We start from the raw sequence: 19,805 nt of genomic DNA, 5'->3' as shown, positions 1-19,805 counted from the left end.
AACTACTCCAATGCCTTTTTGAGTACAGCTAGATTTTTCTCCATCACAGAGAAATAATCCGCGCCATCTTTTAATTCCTCATCGGTCAAACCCTCAAGAGGATTTAAAACCTGAGTATTTGCACCGGTCTCGTTTGCTATGGTTTCAGCCACTTTCGGGCTTACTAATTCTTCAAAGAAAATTGTTTCTATATGATTTTTATTCACAAAATCAATTACCTGAGCCATTCGTGCTGGATCTGGCTCTGAATCTGGTGACAGTCCTTCTATTCCCATCTGGGTCAATCCATAGGAGCTGCAAAGATATCCAAATGCCTCATGGGAAACAACCACTACTTTATTGGGCAATGGTGTTAATGTTTCTTTATACGTTTGATCCAACTGATCGAATTTTTCTGCATAGGTTTGGTAGTTGGTTTCATAATAATCTTTGTTTTTAGGATCTGCTTTTACAAATGCATCTTTGATATTTTCCATTTCTTTTTTTGCATTCATAGGGCTTAACCATACATGAGGATCATACGCTCCATGTTCATGCTCTTCTTCCCCAGCTTCTTCCTCAGCTTCTTCCTCTTCGTGTCCTTTATGAAGGGAAATCCCCTGAGATGCTTCTACTGATATAAGCTCCTTATTCTCCAGACTTTTTAATACGGTATCGGTCCAATGCTCCATTCCAGCGCCACTATAAACAAAGACATCTGCCTTTTCTAGACGGGTGATATCACTGGTAGCAGGCTCCCATTCATGAGGCTCCGTCCCAGCAGGTACCATATTTGTGACATTTACTTTATCTTGGCCCACTTTTTGGGCAAAATCATACACTGGATAAAAGCTAGCCATAACCGATAGCTTTTCTCCCGTCTTTTCTCCTTGAATTTCCTTCTTATTTCCTCCGCAGCCAGTTACCACAGCCGAGATTGCAGCGACTAGTACTGCCATTTGTCCCATTCTTTTAATCGTTTTATTCATTTATATAATCCTCCAATTTTCTTTCTACACGATTTTCTTTCCTCCAAAAATCCATCAATTATTCAAACGAATTTTCAAACCGACCAGTGAATCCGGACATAAAAAAAGTCCGCACCAAGCCCTTATGAGACTCTTTATGAAGTTCCTATATGCAAAGAGAATCACTGCCGCTGTTCCAATTGCTTCGGTAAGTAGTTGAATTACGACGATACATGCATCTATTTCTACGCATACAGGACAGTCATTACCAGTACAATCATGAGAAAGATGTGTAAATACAAAAAAAGGAGAGCCAAAATAGACAAGGATTATAACCACAACCAGAATCCTTGAAGTCATCCGTCTTTGCTTTGTCCATTCTTTCATGTCCAAATACTCCTCTTGTTAAATTCCTCTATGGCTTTATCCCTGGCATCTCATGCAATACCCATAGAGAACCATATGTTGTTGATCCAGCAAAAAACCGTGATCTTCGTGTATATGCCGGTAAAATTCATCCAGTCTGGAACATTCTAATGGGATCATAGTTCCACATTTTAAGCAGACAAGTTTCCCTACATTTGGATTGATCTCTTCCCCGATGTATCTAAATTGAGCTTTCGATCCATCCACAGATGGAATCTTCACCACCAATCCATCCTCCGTCAGCCGCTCCATTGCACGATACACAGTGGTCTGCCCTACCTGAATTCCATCCTGGCGTAAGTATTCCATAAACCGCTCCACGGTACAGAATTCTTCTTTTCGATTTTTTAAGCACTCAAGTATTATTTCCTGCTGTTTTGTTCGATATCTTCCACGTTCTGCCATATTTATCCCCTATTTCGAAATTAGAAATCATTTTCATATTATAGCACGATACAAATGATTGTCAAGATAGTTTCCATATATTTATGCATCGCCTCTTGACACTCCCTGCAAAAACTGCTATCATGTTCATTAATTAAGTAAATACACTATTTTTGAACAAAGGAGACATTATGCAGGCAATTATTCTGGCAGCCGGAATGGGACGGCGTCTAAAGAAGTTAACCGAATCCATACCAAAGTGTATGGTATCTGTTAACAAAATCCCTCTCATTGAACGGATGTTAAAACAACTGGATCAATACGATCTTGAGAAAATTATTCTTGTCACCGGCCATCAGGGAGAAAAACTACGTTCGTTTGCAGATTCCCTTTCCTTACATACTCCTATTACCTACATTGAAAATCCGGATTATCAGACCACCAACAACATCTATTCTCTTTATTTGGCAAGAAAACATCTCCTTACCGATGATACTCTTTTACTGGAATCTGATCTGATTTTTGAACAGGAAGTATTAACGCAGATCATTGAACACCCTTATCCAAACCTGGCACTGACCGCTCCTTTTGAAAGTTGGATGGATGGTACCGTGGTTCTTCTTGATGAAGAGGACAATATCAAGAAGTTTTTAACAAGAAAAGATTTTCGTTTTGAAGATATCCACTCCTATTACAAAACCGTCAATATTTACAAATTCAGTCGTAGTTTTTCCACTACACATTATGTCCCTTTCCTGGAAGCATACAGTAAGGCTCTTGGAAATAATGAATATTATGAGCAGGTTCTTAAAGTAATCTCTCTGTTAGATGACCATGATTTAAAAGCAACCCGGCTGGAAAATGGTTTCTGGTATGAAATTGACGATGAACAGGATTTGGATATTGCAGAGTCTATTTTTACCGATTCCCAAAGCAGACTTTCCAAATTAAGCAGCCGGTACGGAGGATTCTGGCGTTACCCTGGCTTGTTGGATTTTTGCTATCTGGTAAATCCCTATTTTCCAAATGACCGGTTTATGGGCGAAATTAAGGCCAGTTTCGAGACCCTTGCCACCAGCTATCCTTCCGGTCTTGATGTCAACAATCTTTTAGCCGCTAAGTCTCTGGGTCTGCCAAGGGATCAGGTGTTAACTGGAAATGGTGCGGCAGAATTAATCAAGCCATTGATGCGGAGTTTTAAAAGAGAGGTGGGTGTTTTACGCCCTTCCTTTGCGGAGTATGAAAATTGTGCAGCAAACATAGTTCCTTTTCCAATTCCTTCTAGGGATCTACGATACACAGCTCAGGACATTATAGATTTTTATAAAGACAAAGAATTGGAAGCAATGGTTTTGGTTAATCCGGATAACCCTTCGGGGAATTACATAAAAAGAGCAGAAGTACTTACTCTCGCCCAGTATTTCAAAGAAAAAAACACGCTTTTGATCCTTGATGAATCCTTCCTTGATTTTTCCTCCATGGAAGAAGAACCTTCCCTTATGGACCCTGATATATTAGACGCCTATAAAAACCTAGTCATAATAAAAAGCATCTCAAAATCTTACGGGGTTCCAGGTCTGCGACTTGGTATTTTAACCTGTGGGGATAGCTCCGTCATCAATATGGTAAGAACGGAACTCCCCATCTGGAATATCAATTCTCTTGGAGAATATTTCCTTCAGATCTTTGAAAAATACCAAAATGATTACAAAATGGCTCTGGAACAGTTTAAGGAAACAAGGAGTGAGATGTTTCAATTACTTGGTCCCATAAGGCAGCTAACCTTATACCCCTCTGAGGCAAACTATATCCTTTGCGAAGTAAAAGATGGCTGCACCGCGACTCAGATTGCGGAACTATTACTAAACCGCTATAACATTCTGGTCAAAGATTTATCTCATAAACCAGGAATGGAAGGCAGAGAATTTATAAGAATTGCAGTTCGGACAAAGGAAGACAATGAACGTCTTGCCGATGCCTTAAAACACATATTAAGATAGTATGAAAGGAGCAAATAACATGAACAATCAGAACATCGCAAGTGAAACCTGGCACGAGATCTGGATAAGGAAGGGGAATGCCGCCGGCAATGACCTTCTTGCCTATGATGGGTACGAAGCCACCAAAGTAGATATGGAGGAAGTGGCAAAACAGATAACAAAACAATTAGATATAAAGAAACAAGACAAAGTTTTAGAGGTTGGATGCGGCGCAGGAGCACTGGCACAATACCTTGATTGCGATTATGTGGGGATCGATTACTCCCCCACTCTGGTAAAGAAGCACATTGAGATCTTAAACAATTCTGTGTTAACTGGGGAAGCCGCAGACCTGCCCTTTAAAGATAACGCATTTGACAAAGTCATCTGCTATGGCGTTTTTCTATATTTTGATCATAAAGAATATGCAGAAAAGGCAAAAAATGAATTACTGCGGGTTGCAAGAAATGGAGTTTTAATCGGAGAACTGCCCATGCGTTCTCATAGAGAGGAACATCTCTTATTTACAAAAGATGATTTTAAAGGTTGGGAAATCAGCGATGGCTTTTATGATCCATACCGAAAAGACCGTTTTAATGCTGTATCCCGATAAGAATGAATCGGTAATAAATCCTTTAGAAAAGACGAGATCAGAACTATCACGATCTCGTCTTTTCTTATGAGTTAAATTGCTATAATCACAGTATATTTAGAATTAGTTTAAGGTCTACCACACCCCATTGATCCTTGCAAAAATGGCGCAGTATAATCAAAACCGCGCCACCATAATCAGACTTAATTCGCCAATTAATATTATATATGAATGCGTTATTGTTTGTCAATCTAAACAAAAATGATTAATTATAGAATTTATGTTTGATTTATTTTAAGTTAAAAAGTATATTTTTAAAAATTCATCACATTCGCCGTCAATTTTCACGTCAATTTTCCCCTTTAATCGACAAAGGAGTATCTGCTCACCACCTAGTTAAGTGAAACTTTCGTTTTAGAAGTCCATTTATTCGCCGTCCAAATCATGGTCAAATGATTCTGATTCCTTTTTAAAACAAGGGTATTGGTTACTTTGACGCGGTTTTGATTATACTGCGAACTGATTTTCTCACAATCTTTGGGTAACGGGGATGCATTAAGTTTGTCTGGATCTCCATCGGAAAGCAAAATAAAGACTTGTAGAAAAAACAGACAAAATGAAGCACTCTACATAAATAACTGATGGAAATCAGGAGGAAAACAGTATGAAAAAATTCAAAGAATTTAGCATTACCAAAAAGCTTCTCACTGCCTTTCTCAGCGTAATTGCAATTATGCTGGTCGTTGGTGCAGTCGGTATCACTGGGATGGTTTGGATCAACCATATGGATACCTATTTGTATGAAGAACAAACCGCACCGATTCAAGATCTGATCGATGCGACTAGCGGTTTGAATCAATTCCGCTCAGATTCTCGTTCTATGGTCTTATCTTCAGGAGATGCAAAAGAATTAGACGAATTGGAACAAAACTATTACGCTTCAAAAGAAAAATTCGAAAAAAGTGTCAATTTATACTTAAAAAGTGTAAAATATTCGAACGATATACTTCTCCTTGAAGAATCTTTAAAATTATTTAAGCAGACTTATGCACCTGCCATTGAGGAATGCCTTCAAGAGGCAAAAAGTGGAGATCAAAAAAAAGCCCTGATGATTCTCAACCAACAGAATGATACGATTGAAAAATTGGATCAGAATATGAAGCAAGTCATGGTAAGTCGTATGCAAGCAGCGAAGAAAACCAGTGATAATAACAATTTAGCTGCCATAGTACTTACGACCATACTCTGTGTTGTTTTGATTCTAGGATCCATTTTCGCCCTCTTTTTCAGCCTCAAAATCTCTAAAATAATTACAACCCCAATTAATCAAATTGTAGAGGCTTCCAGTAAAATTGCATTGGGTCAATTGGACGTGAATTTAAAAAACATTGACTCCAAAGATGAAACGGGACAGCTTGCAGCTGCTTTCACTGATATGTTGGAAGGAATCCGCAATCAGGTTCTCGTTGCAGAGGATATTAGCAATGGAGACTTTACCAAGGAGGTTCCCCTTCGTTCTCAAGAGGACGTTTTGGGAATTGCATTGAGAAAAATCGAAAAGGATTTAAATCGTACCCTTCTTCTAATCCGTACATCTGCCGATCAAGTTAATACCGGTGCAGAACAAGTTTCTTCTGCCTCTCAGGCATTGGCATCTGGTTCCACCGAGCAGGCAGCTACCGTAGAAGAATTAAACGCCTCCATTGCTGCCGTTGCCCAACAGGCTGATCAGAATGCCACCAATGTTCGTCTGGCTACAAATTATGTAAAGCAGTCCGGAGACGGTGTTTTAGAAAGCAATGCTCATATGCAAGAATTAAAAACATCCATGAGAAAAATTGATACTGCTTCCGAAAAAATATCCAATATAACAAAAGTTATCGAAGACATTGCATTTCAAACCAACATTCTGGCACTGAATGCTGCCATAGAGGCAGCCCGTGCTGGGAATGCCGGGAAAGGATTCGCAGTGGTTGCAGATGAAGTGAGAAATTTGGCAACCAAATCTGCCGAAGCTGCAAAAGAAACTGCATCACTTATCAGCCGATCCGTAGAAGCCGTTTCCGAGGGGGAAGAAATGACGGAAAAAGCAGCCAAAATTTTAGAAGAAGTCGCAGAAAAATCGAAACTGGTAGAGCAAATCATCAAGGAAATAGAGAACGCTTCCTCCCAACAGGTTGTTGCAATTGAAGAAATCAATCAGGGCTTAACCCAAGTTTCCTCTGTCGTTCAAACCAATGCGGCAACTGCAGAAGAAAGTTCTGCTTCCAGTGAAGAACTTGCGGCTCAGTCTGTGACCTTACAGCAAGAAGTTAGCAAATTTAAATTAATGGATGAAAATGCGGTTCCCGTTTTACAAACCTATTCCACGGAAACAGAGGACACAGATATTCCATCCCATAAAAATAAATACTAAAAGATAGGGCTGACAGATTATGTGTCAGCCCTATCAAAACGTTCCGATTCAAACACTACATCAAACCATTCCAGACACAAGTCTGTCCAAGTATCCCATACCTTCTCCCGTTCCTCTATAAGCTCCTGATACTGGTCCAGATTCTTACATTCTTCCCCGTTCCAAAACGATTCTGAATTTCTCCACGCATGTTCCATTGTATCGATCCCAGCCGACAATTCCTCCACCCGTTTTTTAACAAGAAGAAGCCGCTCCACGATAGGCCTTAGTTTCCAATCCAGATATTCCTCTTCCACTGGCATTTCCCTAAACCGATGCCTTTCCCCCTTCGGTACGGCTCGAATTCCAGCAATCAATGCTTGTTCCTCCGCCTTTACAACGGCTGCGATCTCTTCCCCCTTTCCCCCTCTTCTGCTTCGTTTCAGATAATGCTCATAACCAAATGGGTAATAGAGCACCGTATCCTCTTCCAAAATCAGAACGGATTGTGCCACCCGGTTTAAAAAGTAACGATCATGAGAGACAAATAGAACCGTACCGGTATAGGACATAAATGCAGACTCTAACGTTTCTTTCGCCTGAATATCCATATGATTGGTCGGTTCATCGAGAATCAGAAAGTTGGGACGACTTTGCAACAATTCAGCAAGAATTAATCTGGCCTTTTCCCCTCCTGACAACACATCCACTCGCTTTTTGGCATCCCTGCCACCAAACAAGTAGGCACCAAGGATCGCTCTTACCTCTTTCTCCGTCAAAGAAGGGAATAAGTCATGAAAATGATCGACTACGGTTTTATCCGAACTGATTTCTGAAGAATGCTGATCGAAATAGCCGATGGTAATCTGATTACCCAAGGAAAATTCTCCAGATAGAGGAGGAATCAAACCACCGATGGTTTTTAAAAAAGTACTTTTTCCTGATCCGTTAGGTCCAAGAATCCCTACCTTCTGCCCTCTCCGAATCCGCATCGTAAGTTCAAATAAAGACTTGTCATATCCGACCTTTAAGCGTTCCGACTCAAAGACCCACTTGCTTCCTAAACATTCTGGAATAAGGGGAGCCGCAAACAGGGAAGTGTTGTCTTCGTTCACTTTTTCCACCAGCTCCATTCGCTCCAATACTTTCTTTTTTGATCTGGCAAATGCTGCCTTATTGGGTTTGTGTTTAAACCGATCCACCAAATCCTGTAACCTTTTTCTTTCCTCCTGCTGTCTCTCATAAGCCTTTGTCAAAAGGCGGATTTTTTTCTTTTTTTCTTCCCGATATTCCGTGTAATTTCCTGAATAACGGGTCAATTTCTTCCCGGAAAGTTCATAGATTACAGTAACCGTCTGATCCAGGAAAAAGCGGTCATGGGAAACCATGACCACTGCTTTTTCATATTTCACCAAATACTGCTCCAACCATTCCACTGTTTGAATGTCTAAATGATTCGTAGGCTCGTCCAAAAGTAGAATGTCCGGCTTTTTTAGTAAATGTTCGATGAGGGCAATCTTTGTCTGTTCCCCTCCCGAAAATTCCCGTATCGTTCGCTTCTTATCCTCTTTAGCAAAGCCGAAACCAGTAAAAAGGATATCATACTCCCGCTCGTACTCAAACCGTTCCATAGAATAGGAATCAATGGCTGGACAGGAAGACAAAAGCACTTCCTCTACCGTTCTCTCCTTATCCTCAAAAGCCTGCTGTCTCAAAAAACCAGTTGTAAGCGTTCTGGAGGTTTGAATTCCAGCCCCTTTTCGCTTGTCATCCCGGTCTAAAGTAATCTCTCCAGCAATCAGGTTTAAAAGCGTGGTTTTTCCAGCTCCGTTTTTCCCAACCACTGCAATCTTTTCATTTCCCTGTATATAAAAATCAATGTGGGACAGAATGGGATTCCCACCACCAGTCACGGTCCCATTCATAATTTGATACAACATCGCTTTCTTCCTCTGTTCCTGAATTTTCCTCTATTCTATCACAGTTTGTCCTGAATTGGCTATAGGGATACATGGGTTTTAGCATGTGCCCTTCGATCTCGTATGGACTGTAAAACGGGTACCATAAACGTGGCAATCAAACCACCTGCAAACCCATTGTTATAAAGATTCATACCTCCGTAAACAATCCCAACATTTAACGCGGCAGAAGAATGGAGAAATCCAGCTAAGATTCCTGCAAATACACCAAACTCACCCGCAACTGGTGCTAGGGTCGTGGAGAGCAAGAGAGCCAGGAGTGCACTGGGTTCTGTAATGCTCCAGTTCTTTAAATATCCCCCAAGGATTACCCCAATCATAATGGGGAGTATATTCCGAATGTGTTTTCCGGTTGCACTAAAGCCTACAATTGTAAAAATCCCCCCAATGGTAGGACCGTTTAAATCCCCTCCCACCAGTAAAAGAATGATTGTGGATACGATTCCATTGATCCCCATATTCAAAAGCGTTGGAGAAAAGCCTTCACTTTTTACATAATCCGTTCCACTGATCCCAAATGATTTTAATATTTCAATATAGCGCTTCCATACATGATTAGATAGCAAAAAGGAAAACACCACCATACCAAAAAATAAAGAGATAAGGAGTTTTGTAAACAAGACATTATTCCCTGTGGACCAGATCAGTCTGGCTTCCGATTCAATTCCAAAGGATTTCATAAGAGAAACTATAATTATTGCAATAATACCGCTAGAGAAGCCTACGTTGTACAAAGAATACCCCTTATGTGCATAATGGGTGTGTGTGGAAAGCGGTGGCAATACAAATCCAATGCACATCCCTACAAGAATACTTAACAACAACCGGACCCCAAAGGTAAGATTCACAATATGCATAATTTGTGTGATAACTGGGGACAGACAAGTCCCATAAAAACCGACGTAAATATAACGCGTTATGGAAGTTTTGTGATAATAAGAATAAAGAAAAATCCCCATCATAATGGACCATATGTTGAGAATATTTTTCCCAAACAAAGAAAATCCAAACATGAGAAAGCAAGAAGTAATGGTATGGCCGCTCATCTCCATACCTAGATAATAAACAATCGCGATGCTAAACAAAGCTAATAAACCTGCATTGATAAATGCAGCTCCTATGCCGCCAATGGCAATGTAATCCGTTATCAGAAAATCAGGTTCCTGAATGATCGTAATCATACCCTTTAAGATTCCACCAAACGGCTGCAGACATAATCCTGCAACAATAAAATAAATCGGCACCAGGGCAAGAATCATGAACTTCGTCCGTCTGGACAAAGGACCATAATTTCTGAATTTGACTGAAGGTTGTCCTGTCATGTCGTTTCCTCTCTTCTGTATTTAGTTTTCGTATCGGAAATATTTTATCATTTTTAAAAAGGAGGTTCAACTCTTTTTTTTATTTTCTTGAAACCACTTTACTCCCTGTATCAAGATAGTGGGAATCAATGCCAATATAAGGATCGCTCCAGTCTGATTAACCGTAAGTGCAGAAACCAGAAACAGTCGTTTGAGGAAAGGAACAAACAATACCAAACTGAGGAATAAAGCCCCAGTAAAAAAGGCACCCAGACTGTACCAATTGTTTCTAAATCCCAGATAGAATATCGAATGGCTACTCCTTAAATTAAATCCATGGAACAAGCGAGCCAGAGTCAGCGTAGCAAATGCCATAGTACTGGCCAGTAAATTGCTTCCCTGATTTAAACCAATATAAAACGCTGTCATCGTTGCCGCTGCTATCATTCCCCCCTGTAAAAGCAGGTGGATCATAAAATTTTTGGTCAGAATTCCTTCACTTGGCTTTCTTGGCTTGCTGTTTAGAAGATCCAAATCTGCCGGTTCCATGCCAATTGCAATTGCTGGAAGAGAATCCGTCAACAGATTCATAAACAAAAGATGAACAGGAGCAAAAGGAATCGGCAAGCCCAGAATCGACGTATATAGCACAGATAGGATTCCTGCCATATTACCTGACAACAAAAACTGTATAGCATTTTTGATGTTTCGATATACATTTCGTCCGTTTGCAACAGCCTTTATGATAGTTGCAAAATTATCATCCATAAGTATCATTGCTGCTGCATCCTTTGAAACTTCTGTCCCAGTTATTCCCATGGCAACGCCAATATCTGCTTGTTTAAGGGCCGGTGCGTCGTTTACACCGTCACCAGTCATAGAAACCACGTTTCCTCTGTGCTGCCATGCCTTTACAATCCTAATTTTATTTTCAGGAGAAACCCTTGCATAAACAGAAATCTTAACAATCTGATCATTCAGCTCTTCATCCGTCATCGCATCTAATTGGCTTCCAGTCACAGCCATATCTCCGTCTTCGAAGATGCCAATCTGCTTTGCAATAGCCGTTGCGGTTATTTTATGATCTCCTGTAATCATAACTGGACGTATCCCTGCACGTTTGGCATCCCGGACCGCATCTTTAGATTCTTCTCTGGGAGGATCCATCATGGAAACAAGGCCAAGAAATACATAATCTTGCTCTGATTCCAATGATAAACAATGATTTTCTTTTACTTCCTTATAGGCAAATCCCAGAACACGTAGTCCTTGCTCGGAAAATCTATGATTCTGATCTAAAATTCCCTTCCGGTCAGCCTCCGTCAAAGTTTTTACTCCGTCAGACATACGGATCTGGGTGGTGCGTTCTAACAATACATCCACCGCTCCCTTTGTTAATAGAGTCGAAACGCCATGAATTCTATATAGAGTGCTCATTAGCTTTCGGTCCGAATCAAAGGGAATCTCCCCCTCTCGATTCATCATCTCCCGGATCAAAACGTAGTCAAAAGAGAGTTTCAGCGCCATTTCAAGCAAAGCATATTCCGTGGGATCTCCCATCCCCTTTCCAGTAACAATGGCAGAATCATTGGTCAACACTGCATCATAAAGAAGATACCGATGCAGTTGATTTTTAAGATCCAATTCTTCTGGAAGGAAAATTTTATGATCGATATATATTTCCTGAACCGTCATCCGATTCTGGGTAAGAGTGCCTGTTTTATCGGAACAGATTACGGAAACACTGCCCAGACTCTCCACCGCCTTTAATTCCTTCACAACGGCGTGCTCCTTTGCCATTTTCTGAGTCCCCATGGCTTGTACTATGGTTACTATGGAGCCCAGAGCCTCCGGAATGGCGGCCACTGCTAATGCAACTGCAAACATAAGAGAATCTATGATTGGCATTTTTCGATATAAACTAAGCATAAATACAAGAATGCTGATTCCGATCACTCCAATGGCCAGTCTACCAGAAAATTGCTCCAGACTAATCTGCAAAGGTGTTTTCTTTTCCTCTGTCTCATTCATCAAACGCGCGATTTTTCCAATCTCTGTATTCATCCCCGTTTCCGTTACAATGACATCTGCTCTTCCATATGTGACAAGACTCCCAGAGTACACCATATTGGTCCGATCCAAAAGAGATAATTCCCCTACCAAATTACCATCTTCCTTTTCCACATTGGTAGATTCTCCCGTTATGGAACTTTCATTGACCTGTAGGGAGTAATTCTTTAAAATTCTACCGTCCGCTGCTACCAGATCCCCTGCTTCCAATAATAAAAGATCACCAGGAACCAGTTCCTTGGTATCAACTTCAATTTTTTTACCCTGCCGCATCACTTTGGCTGCTGGGGATGACATGGCTTTTAGACTATCCAGAGACTTTTCTGCTTTTAAATGTTGCACTGTGCCTAAAATGGCATTTAGAATAATTACGACTCCAATTACCAAGGTGCTTTCCTTATTGCCAGAATATAGTGAAATCACAGCTGCGATAACAAGAATTATCACCAAAAGATCCTTAAACTGTTCTAAAAAAACCTGAAGTGTACCTTTTTTTTTCGTATCCTCCAGTTTATTTTCTCCCTTTTCCAGTAGAATTTTAGCTGCCTCTGGTAGCGTCAATCCGTTTTTTGAAGTATGAAGCTCCCTTTGTATTTGTATGTCACTTTTTTGATACCATTGTTCCATATCACACCTCCAATCTAACAATTGATCCAATAGATTTCTTTGACTGCATTTCTACGATTATTATTACCCAAAATAAAAAAAGATAAAGTCTTTCAATGTACATAATAAATAAATATTGGTAATTTATGTAAAATATTATAGATTTTTAGTACTTTTTAAAAAAATCCAGAAAAAATATGGATGAATAATTTGCTTTTTTGTAAAATAATGATACAATTACACGTATAATTCTAATATAAATTAAAACGAAAGGTGATATGAATTTTGGAAAATGATGTCGTAATTCCAATCTATGCCAGGATCGCAATGAATATTGCATCCAGAATTGCAAACGGAGACTTGCCGGAAAACTCAAAAATATATGGACGTTCGGTGATGGCATCCGAATACGGAGTCTCTCCAGAAACGATTCGAAAATCAATGAAACTGTTATCCGATATGGAGATCGTTACCATTAAGCAAAACAGTGGTACTATTGTTCTTTCAAAAGAGAAGGCAAAGATTTATATTGATCGGTTTGGATCGGAAAACAATCCCAGGTTTATCAAAAAACGATTAAGCGAATTGATCAAGAAGCAGGAAGAGGTCAATCATCAGATCATTAAGCTGGCCAACTCCATAACCCAGGATGATTGTAATTATCTAGAAAGCACTCCTTTTGAAAATTATCAGACTGAAATTATAGATGGATCTCCGCTTATTGGATGTACCCTGGCGGAGTTGAATTTCTGGCAGGAAACGAGAGCCACTGTCATTGCCATTCGAAGAGCCGCTCATATTATTCTATCTCCAGGTCCTTACATGGTACTTAAAAAAGATGACGTTATTATCTATGTAGGAGATATCAGCTCTGTCAGCGCGGTCAATGCATTTATTACAGGAACCATAGATTCATAAATTATTACTCACAAAAAGCTTTCTTTCCCCCTTGGGAAAGAGGGCTTTTTTGATTGGACTCAGCAAAAGAGGTAATATTTTCCTTGTTCATCTGACAACTTTGTGTTATTATAAAGTTGTCAGTAAATCAAAAAAGAAGGAGACCTTATGAACTTTCAAAAAAAAATTGTGATATTTGGAACCATGATTGCAATTATTACTGCTTTGACTGCCTGTGGCAATAAATCCACAGATGCCCTTACAAGAGTGAAAGAAAACGGTACTTTAACCGTCGTTGGAAGCGGCGGATATCCCCCGTTTAATTATATGGAGGAAGATCAAGTCGTAGGATTTGATGTAGATGTGGGAAAAGAAATAGCAAAAAGATTGGGAGTGAAACTGGATTATGTAACATCTGACTGGGATGGACTAGTGGAGGGACTTCGTAACAAGCGCTACGATGCAATCCTTGGCAGTATGGCAATCACAGACAAACGATCGGAAGTCGTTGATTTTACAGATCCATACTACTATTCCGGAGCTCAGCTATTTGTACGAAAAGATTCTAATATTACTAAAGCCGATGAGATGGCAGATAAAAAGATAGCCGTTGCAACTGGTACTAACTTTGTCCAGGATGCCGAAGCATTAAATGCCGATGTCAGTTATTACCAGGATGATAATGCAACTTTGTTGGAATTAATTAACGGCAGAGTAGACGGTGTCATTACTGATCGTCTGGTTGCTCTCTCCGCAATGAAGAAATTATCCGGTGGCGATGACCTTATGATGGCAGATCATTTATTAAGGCTTGAGAAGATGGGGATTGCTTTTAATAAAGATGATCAAACACTATTAAATCGCATCAATGAAATATTAAAAGAGATGCGGGAAGATGGAACCCTGAAAGAAATCAGCGTCAAATGGCTTGACGGAGTTGATATTACGGTTGAATAATAAAGGAGGCGGTACAACATGGGAGTATGGGACTTTACAGTAATACCTCAGTATTTCCTCTCCTTTTTAAATGCAGCAAAGATGACAGTCTGCATCACAGTTATGGGAATTGGTATCGGTATTATACTGGGTCTTATTTTGGCCTTGATGCGGATTTCCAAATACAAAGCACTTAGTATTTCTGCCAGAGTTTATATCTGGATCATTCGTGGAACCCCTCTTCTGCTACAGCTTTTGATGATATACTTTGGACTTGTCAACCTCATCAGACTTGGAAATTTTTCTTCTGCCTTTCTGGCACTCGGTTTTCATAATGGTGCATACATAGCAGAGATATTTAGAGGAGCCATTCAGGGAGTTGACCGGGGACAAAAGGAAGCGGGGCTTTCACTTGGTATGACTGATGGAAAGGTCATGCGGCGGATCATACTTCCGCAAGCATTAAAACGTGCTATTCCTCCTCTGAGCAATCAGCTGATTATCGCATTAAAAGATTCCTCCCTCGCCAGCGCAGTCGCCATACCAGAATTACTACTTTATGCCCGGCAGCTTGGTTCTTCTAATTACAGGCTGATGGAGATGCTTAGTATTGCAGCAATCTATTATCTGTTGTTAACTTCTATCTTAACTCTTATTGCCAATCTTTTGGAAAAGAGATTAAATGTTAGTGATTATAAAGGTTCGGAGGGATAATTATGATAACAGTCAGTGGAATGAATAAATGGTTTGGCAAAAACCAAGTATTACATGATATTAATTTTTCGGTGGAAGAAAACGAAGTGGTGGTCATTATCGGTTCCAGCGGATCCGGCAAAAGTACATTGCTTCGTTGTCTGAATTTCTTAGAAAAGGCCCAAAAAGGCACGATTTCCATCGATGGGAAAGTAATCAAAGCCAAAAGTAAAATACTTCCCATGGTGAGACAGGAAATGGGAATGGTTTTTCAACATTTTCATTTATTTCCCCATATGTCAATTCTTGGAAATGTAACGGAAGGTATGATTCAGGTTAAAAAAATCCCCGTTCATAAGGCGAAAGAAAAAGCCTTAAAACTACTGGATCAGGTAGATATGAAAGAAAAAGCAGATACCTATCCTTCCATGATATCTGGAGGTCAGAAACAACGGGTTGCAATTGCCAGAGCACTGGCTATGAATCCTAAGATCATGCTATTTGATGAACCAACTTCTGCTCTGGATCCAGAGTTAGTAGGGGAAGTATTAAGAGTCATGAAAAAATTGGCTGACGATGGAATGACTATGGTAATCGTTACCCACGAAATGGGATTTGCCAAAGAAGTAGCCGACCGGGTTGTCTACATGGATGAAGGTTCTATAATTGAAGAGGGGACACCGGATGAGATCTTTAATCATCCAAAAGAAGATCGTACCAAACAATTTATATCTCAAATTTTATGATTATTCTTGTGTATTTCCTCCCATTCTCTGCACATAATAAAATAAAACCATATGAAATGTGATCCATTGAGCATGAGAAAAGGAAGGGCTTAAAATGAATGGGACTACAGTACGCATTAGCGAAATCGAGTTATACGGAATCAAAAATACTCGGTATGGAAAAATAGATATGCCCTCTTTCCTTGATAAAAAATATCATAGTCAGGAAGCCGACATTCTGGGCATCTACGGACAGAACGGTTCTGGTAAAACTGCTGTCATCGAAGCAATGGAATTAATGCAGTTTTTGATGACCGGAAAATCTCTGCCAGACGATACTGTTCACTATTTAAGTGAAGATACCAAATCCAGTCAGATCATAGTTAAATTCAGCGTGGACTCTTCTGAAACCACTGTGCTTGCCGAGTATGGAGTCACGCTCAAAAGATCGTCAGAACGAAAACTGGAGATCGCAAGAGAAACCTTAAGTTCTTCTCTATATAATGGCACTAAATTTAACAGTAAAAAAACGCTTCTTGATTATTCTCCCTCGAATGAAGGTCCTATTTTTACTCCGAAATACCGGTTCGAGGAATTGGTAAAACACAACGACGAAACTTTTATTAATTTAAGAGTTGCCAGAAAACTGTCCCAAAAAAACAACCAATCCTTTTTGTTTGGATCCGAAGGAAGACACGTCTTTTTATCGGTACCGGAAAACACGGCTTTGGATTATTCCAGGTTAATAAAAACGCTCTACGAGTATTCCAGCTATAACCTGTTTGTGATTTCAAATGCTCATTCCGGTGCTATCGGAAAGGATTTTGTTCTTCCTTTTGCGTTTCGTCTAAATCTGGGGCAAACGGTTGCAAAAGGAGATTTGTATGTTCAGCTGGACGAACCAACCATCATTGGGAAAGAATCTTTTTCCCTTCTGGAACAGATCATTACCGAGATGAATTCCGTCTTATCTGCCATGATTCCAGGGTTAACCATAGGAATTCATAATTTTGGTGAACAGCTAAAGGAGAATGGTTCGTCTGGTTATAAAATTCAATTGGTTTCCAAACGGGGGGAAATCATCATTCCTCTTCAATACGAATCCGAGGGAATCATTAAGATCATATCCGTATTAAATGTTCTAATGTGTGTGTATAACCACCCTTCCATGTGTTTGGTTATCGATGAACTGGATAGTGGTATCTACGAATATCTCTTAGGAGAATTGCTTCTTGTCTTAGAGAAAGGAGCTAAGGGTCAGCTACTCTTTACCTCCCATAATTTAAGGGCATTGGAAATGCTTCACAAAAGAAGCATTGTTTTCTCAACCACAAACCCTGATAATCGCTACCTTCACCTTAAAAACGCAAAAAGCAAAAGCAATTTAAGAGATATTTACCTGCGAAGCATTACGCTTGGCGGCCAGAAAGAACCAATCTATGAGGAAACCGATCGTGTGGAAATAGGACGTGCATTCCGGCGTGCCGGAAAGGCGGTAATTGATGATCTCCAAAACTAAAAAAATCATCCTCTTTCTAGCCGAAGGCCCAACTGACGAAGAGACCTTAAGTCCGATCTTAAAAAGTATTTTTTCAAGTCAGGAAGTTCGTTTCCATATCGTACACGGAGATTTAACCAGTAACTGGTCTGTTACCGGAAAGAATGTCTTAAAAACAGTGAGTAAACTCATTGAAGAGGAAAGAAAACGATATGGATTCCATAAAAATGATATTCTAAAGGTGGTACATCTTGTCGATACCGATGGGGCATTTATTCCGAAAGAATTTGTTTCCTATAAGGATATTCAAGAAGTTTCCTATACCGAGAACCAGATTGAGACAAGGGCACCAAAAGCTGTGATTGAACGAAACGAAAGAAAATCCCAGATACTAGCCAGTTTGGCACAAACAGAGAAAATCAGCTCCATTCCCTACTTCATTTACTATTTTTCTAGAAATCTAGAACACGTATTTCATAATAGCAGTAAGAATCTAACCATAGAGGAAAAAGTAAACTTTGCAGATTCTTTTGCCGACCAATATGAATATGATACCGAGGGATTTTTATCCTTTCTGTCCCAGAAAGGACTTTTCGTACCTGGCAGTTACAAAGAGACCTGGGAATATATCAGCAAAGAGGTCAACTCTTTAAAACGCTGTAGCAACTTCTATCTACTCTTTCAATCCAAATGATATCATGGATTTTCTACATCATAAACACAGATTCCATCCACATAGGTCTTAAGAACCTTAATATCCTTAATCCGCTCCGGAAAGCAATGTCTTAAATCTTCGGATAAGACGGTAAAGTCAGCAGCCATGCCGGGAAGAAGCATTCCTTTTTTCTTTTCTTCAAAACTAGCTCTCGCCCCCATGGCTGTATAAGTTTCTAAGGCTTCCTCTACAGTTAAAGCCTGTTTGGGAAGAAACGTCTTCGTTCCGTCTAACGTAGTTCGAGTGACCGCACACTGGATTCCAGAAAGTACAGATGGCTCTTCCACCGGAGCATCCGATCCGTTTGATACTTCAATTCCCATATTTAGAAGGGTACGATACAAGTACGTATCTTCTGCTCTTTGCTTTCCCACTCTCTTTTCTATGATATGATTATCCTGATTCAAAAACACAGATTGGATATAAACGTGTAGATTCAGTCTCTGAAACTGTCTGATCAGTTCTTTTGTAGTAATCTGAGCATGTACAATCCCATGCCGCTTTTTATTCTCTACCTCTTCCTCTAGGACTTTTGAAAAAGCATTCACCGCCACATTCATTGCTCCGTCTCCAATTGTATGAATGGCAATCTGCATCCCATGCTTCACTCCATAGGCAAGTTTTTCTTCCAGTTCCTTCTGGCTGTAAATTAAAATCCCACGATGATCGGGCTGATCGGCATAAGGCGCGTCCAAATATGCGGTTCTTGCACCAAGGGAACCATCTGCTATGATCTTCAAGGGGCCAATGGTGAAATAAGGAGTTCCCACTCCTGTTCGATATCCTTTGAATAAAAAGTCTTTTAACGATTCCATCTCAGAAAGCAAACACTGTTCGTAGACTTTTACCGTCAAATGTCCCTCTGCTTCCAGTTCTTTGTAAGCCTGAATTACAGTCTCATAATTAACCCCGGCAAATGCACCAAAATCATCGCTTTGAACGGATGTAATCCCATAGCCATTCAACTTTTTCATCCCCTGAAGAAGATATTGTTTTATCTTATCTTTTCCTGGTTTTGGAATAAAACGACTTACGCATTCTATCCCATATTCCCGCAGAATACCGGTAGGTTCTCCTTCTTCATCCATATCAATCCTGCCACCTTCTGGTTGTGGAGTGTCTTTGGTAATATGGGCAATAGCAAGAGCAGCGGAATTTGCAATGGCAATATGTCCACATGACCGAGTGACGAAGATCGGTCGATCCTGTGCAATAAGATCCAGATCATAGCGGGTTGGAAATCGCTTCTCATCCTGAAAATCATCCTGATGAAAGCCTCTCCCGATAATCCATTCCCCCTCTCTTTCCATCGTACTGTTTTTATATTCCTTTAGACATTGAAGCAGATCATTTAAAGAAGAGGTCCGTTTCCTAAGATCAACAATTCCCACCCCATATCCATAAGCCAGCAAATGCATATGAGAGTCAATCAGTCCAGGCACTACAAAAGTTCCGGATAAGTTGTGAGAACGTGTTTCTCCCCCAGCCGCCCAGGCCTCGGCACCCTGCCTGGATCCAACAAAAGCGATCATGCCCCGTTCCACTCCCATGGCCTCCGACTCCATGCCCTTTTTTTGATAGATACGACCATTATAATAAATCTCCTTCATCTTTTCTCCCCTGTTTTTTGATATGAAAAACAGGCAGCATACCAGTGAAAAC

General features: G+C 40.1%; 16 protein-coding genes. 9 read left to right on the top strand and 7 right to left on the bottom strand.

Annotation, left to right across the window (positions count from 1 at the left end; translation table 11 throughout):
- Positions 1-2 precede the first annotated feature (2 nt).
- The 3 genes from EFT72_RS00795 to EFT72_RS00785 are packed head-to-tail and all read right to left on the bottom strand — an operon-like array spanning position 3 to position 1,778.
- Positions 3-968 carry a metal ABC transporter substrate-binding protein gene (locus tag EFT72_RS00795; RefSeq protein ID WP_124064921.1) on the bottom strand — a complete coding sequence of 322 codons (966 nt, stop codon included), beginning with the start codon at positions 966-968 and terminating at the stop codon, positions 3-5.
- Positions 969-1,022: 54 nt separating this feature from the next.
- A complete protein-coding gene (locus tag EFT72_RS00790) occupies positions 1,023-1,334 on the bottom strand; it encodes an AraC family transcriptional regulator (RefSeq protein WP_124064920.1) in 312 nt (103 codons plus the stop codon).
- Positions 1,335-1,370: 36 nt separating this feature from the next.
- On the bottom strand, positions 1,371-1,778 hold the full coding sequence (locus EFT72_RS00785; protein WP_124064919.1) for a transcriptional repressor: 408 nt from the start codon (positions 1,776-1,778) through the stop codon (positions 1,371-1,373).
- 170 nt (positions 1,779-1,948) lie between these two features.
- On the opposite strand from EFT72_RS00785, the gene EFT72_RS00780 reads away from it, so the two are divergent.
- From EFT72_RS00780 to EFT72_RS00770, 3 genes are all read left to right on the top strand, one after another.
- Positions 1,949-3,757, top strand: a complete 1,809-nt coding sequence (locus tag EFT72_RS00780) for an aminotransferase class I/II-fold pyridoxal phosphate-dependent enzyme (protein ID WP_124064918.1) — start codon at positions 1,949-1,951, stop codon at positions 3,755-3,757.
- Positions 3,758-3,776: 19 nt separating this feature from the next.
- Entirely contained in the window at positions 3,777-4,349 is a 573-nt protein-coding gene (locus EFT72_RS00775) for a class I SAM-dependent methyltransferase (protein ID WP_124064917.1), read from the top strand.
- A gap of 643 nt (positions 4,350-4,992) precedes the next feature.
- Positions 4,993-6,744 (top strand): methyl-accepting chemotaxis protein, encoded by a 1,752-nt coding sequence (locus EFT72_RS00770; protein WP_124064916.1) that lies wholly within the window; start codon positions 4,993-4,995, stop codon positions 6,742-6,744.
- A gap of 17 nt (positions 6,745-6,761) precedes the next feature.
- Here EFT72_RS00770 and abc-f read toward each other — a convergent pair whose 3' ends face one another.
- The 3 genes from abc-f to EFT72_RS00755 form a co-directional block, all read right to left on the bottom strand.
- The gene (gene abc-f, locus EFT72_RS00765) at positions 6,762-8,663 is read right to left on the bottom strand and encodes a ribosomal protection-like ABC-F family protein (protein ID WP_124064915.1); all 1,902 of its coding nucleotides are present in this window, start codon (positions 8,661-8,663) and stop codon (positions 6,762-6,764) included.
- Between the two features lie 59 nt (positions 8,664-8,722).
- A complete protein-coding gene (locus tag EFT72_RS00760) occupies positions 8,723-10,024 on the bottom strand; it encodes a DUF1576 domain-containing protein (protein ID WP_124064914.1) in 1,302 nt (433 codons plus the stop codon).
- A 66-nt stretch (positions 10,025-10,090) separates the two neighbouring features.
- On the bottom strand, positions 10,091-12,700 hold the full coding sequence (locus EFT72_RS00755) for a cation-translocating P-type ATPase (RefSeq protein ID WP_124064913.1): 2,610 nt from the start codon (positions 12,698-12,700) through the stop codon (positions 10,091-10,093).
- Between the two features lie 264 nt (positions 12,701-12,964).
- Between EFT72_RS00755 and EFT72_RS00750 the strand changes: the two genes are divergently transcribed.
- From EFT72_RS00750 to EFT72_RS00725, 6 genes are all read left to right on the top strand, one after another.
- Positions 12,965-13,597 carry a TrkA C-terminal domain-containing protein gene (locus tag EFT72_RS00750; protein WP_124064912.1) on the top strand — a complete coding sequence of 211 codons (633 nt, stop codon included), beginning with the start codon at positions 12,965-12,967 and terminating at the stop codon, positions 13,595-13,597.
- 147 nt (positions 13,598-13,744) lie between these two features.
- The gene (locus EFT72_RS00745) at positions 13,745-14,533 is read left to right on the top strand and encodes a transporter substrate-binding domain-containing protein (RefSeq protein WP_206426587.1); all 789 of its coding nucleotides are present in this window, start codon (positions 13,745-13,747) and stop codon (positions 14,531-14,533) included.
- 18 nt (positions 14,534-14,551) lie between these two features.
- Positions 14,552-15,226 carry an amino acid ABC transporter permease gene (locus EFT72_RS00740; protein WP_124064911.1) on the top strand — a complete coding sequence of 225 codons (675 nt, stop codon included), beginning with the start codon at positions 14,552-14,554 and terminating at the stop codon, positions 15,224-15,226.
- Between the two features lie 2 nt (positions 15,227-15,228).
- Positions 15,229-15,951 carry an amino acid ABC transporter ATP-binding protein gene (locus EFT72_RS00735; protein WP_124064910.1) on the top strand — a complete coding sequence of 241 codons (723 nt, stop codon included), beginning with the start codon at positions 15,229-15,231 and terminating at the stop codon, positions 15,949-15,951.
- Between the two features lie 94 nt (positions 15,952-16,045).
- The gene (locus tag EFT72_RS00730) at positions 16,046-17,449 is read left to right on the top strand and encodes an AAA family ATPase (RefSeq protein WP_124064909.1); all 1,404 of its coding nucleotides are present in this window, start codon (positions 16,046-16,048) and stop codon (positions 17,447-17,449) included.
- Positions 17,433-18,122 carry a hypothetical protein gene (locus tag EFT72_RS00725; RefSeq protein WP_124064908.1) on the top strand — a complete coding sequence of 230 codons (690 nt, stop codon included), beginning with the start codon at positions 17,433-17,435 and terminating at the stop codon, positions 18,120-18,122. The genes EFT72_RS00730 and EFT72_RS00725 overlap by 17 nt, the downstream gene beginning before the upstream one ends.
- A 2-nt stretch (positions 18,123-18,124) precedes the next feature.
- On the opposite strand, the gene EFT72_RS00720 is transcribed toward EFT72_RS00725, so the two are convergent.
- The gene (locus tag EFT72_RS00720) at positions 18,125-19,753 is read right to left on the bottom strand and encodes an amidohydrolase (RefSeq protein ID WP_124064907.1); all 1,629 of its coding nucleotides are present in this window, start codon (positions 19,751-19,753) and stop codon (positions 18,125-18,127) included.
- Positions 19,754-19,805 lie beyond the last annotated feature (52 nt).

It is taken from the genome of Clostridium sp. E02 (assembly GCF_003833015.1).
Lineage (GTDB): Bacteria > Bacillota > Clostridia > Lachnospirales > Lachnospiraceae > Lacrimispora.
The sequence above is the reverse complement of the archived record's forward strand: the minus strand, read 5'-3'. Positions and strand labels throughout refer to the sequence as shown.